Below are 3,811 nucleotides of genomic sequence, written 5' to 3' on the forward strand. Positions count from 1 at the left end.
TGCCGCCGGGGCTGGTGACGTAGAGCCCCGCCACGCGGTCGAGGTTGGTGCGGCTGAAATCGCTGCGCCCGGCCTGGCTGGCGGCGCTGCGGGTCGTGCTGGCGACGTTGAGGTCGCGACCGGCCTTGAGCAGGAGCGTGGAGGTGGCATCCAGGGCACCGCCGATGTTGTCGATGTCGTTACGTGCCGAGAGCGCCAGCGCCTCCCCGGAGATGCCTCCGCCCAGGTTGCGCAGGCTCTCGCCGGTGAGTTTCACGGCGGTGCGCCCGGCGATGGTGCCGGCGTTGCGCAAATCGCCCTTGAGGTTGAGGTCGACGGCGCGGGCGGCAATCAAGGTGCCGTGACCGTCAAGGTCGCCGGGCTTCACCCGGACATAAACCTGGGGCACCAGGGCGCGGGTGATGGTGCCGTCAGCAAGCATCACGTCGCGCTCTACCAGCCAGACGATGTCGCTGGTGAGTTGGGCCATCTGCGCGGCACTGAGGGCCACGCCGGGGCGCAGGTTCCACGCCTTCGCATAGGTGGCGCCGGCTTCCAGCAGGGCGCGGTATTGCGCTTCGTCGTCGGCGTAGCCGTCGAGGAAACGGCGGCCGGTCAGTTGCCCTATCTGGTCGCGTACCAGCTGCTGTTCGTAGAAGCCGTCACCCAGGCGCTTGTGCACGCTGGCCGGGTCATAGCCGAGCCGGGCCAGCATGTAGTCGGAGCTGAGCCAGTTGCGGTAGTCGGTGAAACGCGGGTCGGTTTCGATGAGATAGCCGCCGGCAGTGGGGACGGTGCGGAACAGGCTGTTGGCGGGCACCCCGGTGTCCACCTGGACGGTGCGGATGACCATCGGCGCGTCGCCGCTCGCGCCGGCGACCGAGCCGCCTTGCGGGCTGTCGGGGCCGTTGCGGCCGGTCAGCGTATCGACCGCCGTTCCCTGGCTGGCGCCGGGGCCTGCAAGCGTCCTGATGTCATCGGCCTGGGCTTTGCCCGGAGCGCTGTTGCCGGCCACGGCTTGTTCCTTGATCAGCACCGGTCCGTTGCCGCCGCTGACCTGGCCGCCCGTGGCGGTGCCCGGGGCGCTCACGCCGTTCACCTTAACCTGGACTTCGGTGATTTGTTTCTGGCCGGCACCGCCGTTCGCGCTGGCGCTACCGCCCACGGAGCCGCCCACGGTGCCACCGACCTGAGCGGTCTGGCGGTCACCAACGTTATAGCCGCTGCCGCCGCCAGACGCGTTCTGCACGACCCTGGAGACGTCCAGGACGACCGTCTCCACAATGTCGGCGGGGTTGTAGGCTATCTTGGCGTCCCAGTTGCGCTGGTGATAGCGTCTGAAGCCGCCACGCCACTTGTTGTAGGTGTACTGGCTGGTGCCACTCTGCCGGGTGATGTGTTCGCCGAAGGCGGCAACGTTGTTCAGCCGGTCCAAATCGCCTTGCAGGATGCCGCCAGCGATAATCTGGCTCTTGTCGTTGACAAGTTCGTCGCCGCGCAAGGTCATATTGCTGCCAGCGCGGATCATGGACGGCGCGCTTTCGGTGATCTGCGTTGCGAACTCGGTCTGGGTGACCTCGAACTGCGTCCAGGCGCGGACTTCCGCGCCCGTTTCCTTGTGGATATAGCGTCCAGCGCGACTCCAGTTCTCCCAGCGGTATTCGTCAGCGTTGTGCCTGTTGGGGTCACCCTGCGGCTGGATGTAGAGGTACGTCGTGGGGCCTCCGACCTGCGCCAGTAGCGTGCTGAAGTGCAGGTTGCGATTGAGCAGGCGACGGGTGTCAAGGGTCAGGCCGCCCAGTGACTCGATAGTGGCGCTGTCGTTGAGCATGAGGCTGGCGCGTCCGGTTGCCTGGTCGTTCGCGTCGAGCGTGCCGCCGATGTTCAGGGCATCGCTGCCGCCGCCCGCGCTGAAAATCAACGCTTGCTCGCGGTTGTTGATGACGCTGGCGCCGATGTCCAGCCGCTGACGCGCGGCGATGACGGCGGCGCGGTCGCCCTCCTCGCGGTTATTGACCGCGCCGCCCTTGATGGCCAGGTGGTCGCCGTAGATGCGGCCAGTGCCGACGTTATCGAGCATGCCGGCCTCGATGTGGGTCTGGCTGCCGTCGATGAGGCCACGCTGGGTCAGGGTGTCGCGTGCAACGACGGTGGTACGGCCACCGCGCATTTCACCGGTGGCGGTGTTGTTGACGTTGGCGGCGCGCACTTCGAGGTCGCCGGCCTGGAGCAGGCTGTGGTTGGCCAGCAGGCCGGCGGTGCTGATGAGCGCGCGGCCGTTGACGGTGATTGCCCTGAGGCTGGTGAAGTCCTGCTGGAGGATGAGGCTCAGGTCGCCCCTGGACAGCAGGCTGCCGTCGCCACGCAGGCTGTCGGCGGTCACGCTGAGCGACTTGCCGGCCAGCAGCGTGCCGAGCTGGTTGAGCACCCGGTTGACTGTCACCGCAATGCTGCCGCCCGAGGTGACGGTGCCGCGCGTATTGTCCAGGACGCTGCCGGCGCCCGCGCCGCGGATGCCGATGTGGTTGTCGGCGGCGAGGGTGCCGGCGCTGTTGTCGACGCGATCGGCCGACAGCACCAGGCGATCGCCCTGCAAGCCCAGGGGCTTGCTGGCGTCAGCGCTTTGCGTGTCGCGGTTGAGAATCTGCGCGGCGTTGACGTTCAGGTCGTCGCCCGCGACCAGCAGCCCGCCATGGTTGTCCGCCACGCCGGACAGGGCGGCGCTCAGGCTCTGGCCGGCCTGGACTCGGCCGCCACCGTTGCTGAGCGTGGTGGCCGCGATATCGACATTGGCGTTGCTGCCGAGCTGGCCGGCGCTGTTGTCGATGTCGCCGGTACGGGCGACCAGGTCGCCCTGGCTGTACACGACGCCGCCGCGATTGTTCAGGCTGCCGCTGCTGAGCGCCAGCGTGTCGCCGCTGAGGATGCCGCCGGTGGTGCCGGCGTCGGTGCTGACCAGCGCCTGGCCGTGGGTGTCCACACGCAGCCTTCGCGCCGATTGCAATAGACCCCCTGCGTTGTTCAGCGCGCCGCTGTCCACACTGAGGGTGCCGGTGGTGCCGGCGAGGGTGCCGCCGGCATTGTCGAGCGAAGCCAGACGGGTATCGACGTCGACATTGGCACCGAGCACCGTGCCGCCGGCATTGCCGAGTCCGGTATTGACCAGACGGACGTCGCCGCCTTGCAGGGTGCCGCCCGCGTTCTCGGTGCGGTCGCGTGTGTCCACGGCCAGCGTGCCGGCGCTGGAGACGACCAGGCCGGCGTCACGGTTATCCAGCGTGCCCGCCGTCACAGTGAGGTCTTGGGCTGCGACCAGCTTGCCGCCGCGGTTGTCCAGCGTCTGCTGCACTGTTGTGCCCAACGAGCCTGCGGCGCTGACGGCGCCGCCGCGGTTATCCAGGGCGGCGGCGGTCACCGCGGCCTTGCCGGCGCTGGCGACGAGACCATGGCCCCGGTTGTCGAGGTTGCCGGCGACATCGACGGTGAGACCGGCGGTGCTGGAGGTTTGCACCTTGCCGCCCTGGTTGACCAGTTCGCCCGCCTTGATAGTGGTGGCGCCAGCCGCGAGCAGGGTGCCATCGGTGTTGTCCAGGGTGCGCGTCACATCGATGTATGAGGCGGCATCACCTGCCGCTTGCACTGTGCCGTTGCGATTGGCCAGCGAACCGCTCTGGAGATCCAGCGCGCCGTTGCCGGCGAGGGTGCCGCCGCGGTTGTCCACGCCGTCGGAAGCGCTGACCACCAGCAGGTCGGCGCCGGTGGCAATAAGCGTGCCTCCGGCATTGAGCAGCCGACCGGTGTCGATGCGGATGCGCTCGCCGAAGGTGTTTCC

Annotated in this window: 1 protein-coding gene; it reads right to left on the reverse strand. The window is 68.4% G+C overall.

Going from position 1 to position 3,811, the window contains the following annotated elements; translation table 11 throughout:
* Positions 1-3,811, reverse strand: a 3,811-nt coding sequence (locus EHO01S_RS16835; RefSeq protein WP_024525035.1) for a beta strand repeat-containing protein, incomplete at both ends; no start/stop codon positions are given.

Source organism: Edwardsiella hoshinae NBRC 105699 = ATCC 33379, from assembly GCF_000474215.1.
Classification (GTDB): Bacteria; Pseudomonadota; Gammaproteobacteria; order Enterobacterales; family Enterobacteriaceae; genus Edwardsiella; species Edwardsiella hoshinae.